Here is an 888-nt window from a genome sequence, read left to right on the forward strand (position 1 = left end):
TGCTTCAGCAAACCGATATGGACGCAGCCAGTTTAGGTGAAGAAATCACGAAGATTGAAAATTACGTTGATCAAGCTCTCTATTATGCGAAGCTCGATAGCTTTAATCAGGATTATGAGATTCAGGTATGTGACATTATCCAGATTTCCAAGAATATTGTTAAGTCTCATTCGAAGACATTCTTTTCTAAAAAAATCAGCATACACTTTCAGGCAGAAACACTGACTGTTCAAAGCGATGCCAAATGGCTTCATTTCATCGTCAACCAAATCATTACGAACAGCTTAAAATATACAGAATCTCTCGGGCAGATCACGATATCAGCGTCCGATTCACAGCAGGAAAAACAACTTATCATCCAGGACAACGGGATAGGAATCAGCCAAAAAGACCTGCCGCGAATTTTCAACCGTGGTTTCACCGGTGAAACGGGACGGATTCATGCGAAGTCGACCGGAATGGGACTGTATTTAGCACAGCAGTTATCGAATAAGCTCGGTCACTACATTACCTGCAAGTCGGCGGCCGGTTCATATACCCGATTCATCATTCATTTCCCTCAGGACAGCGACCCGTATTTGCTCATGCAAAAAACACACGACGAGTAACTCATCGTGTGTTTTTTTCGTTGATGATCCTATAGTAAATAGATGTGGAGGATACATAAAAGATTAGATACGTTACCACATAAAGTCCCATCACCGAAAGAATGATCGTCGTTAAGGCTGGTAAATCCTTTACCAGCAGGATGACGGTGTAGTATAAGAGAAACCAACTGTGCAATAATCCTATGATCAGCGGGGGTAAAAATACGAACAGCAGCTGCTTGCGTATGTTTCGTTTGATTTCGGTGTCTCCCACACCAATTTTTCTCAAAATGGCATAATG

General features: G+C 42.0%; 1 protein-coding gene and 1 pseudogene. One reads left to right on the forward strand and one right to left on the reverse strand.

All coding sequences use genetic code 11. From position 1 onward, the window contains the following. On the forward strand, positions 1 to 608 hold a 608-nt coding region (locus tag HP456_RS24445), incomplete at its 5' end, for an ATP-binding protein (protein ID WP_172255858.1). Position 609: 1 nt separating this feature from the next. Here the strand turns inward: HP456_RS24445 and HP456_RS24450 are convergent. Beyond that, positions 610 to 888: pseudogene (locus tag HP456_RS24450) on the reverse strand (ABC transporter permease); the annotation flags it as partial.

The sequence above is a fragment of the Bacillus haikouensis genome, from assembly GCF_013179555.1.
GTDB lineage: Bacteria > Bacillota > Bacilli > Bacillales > Bacillaceae_B > Rossellomorea > Rossellomorea haikouensis_A.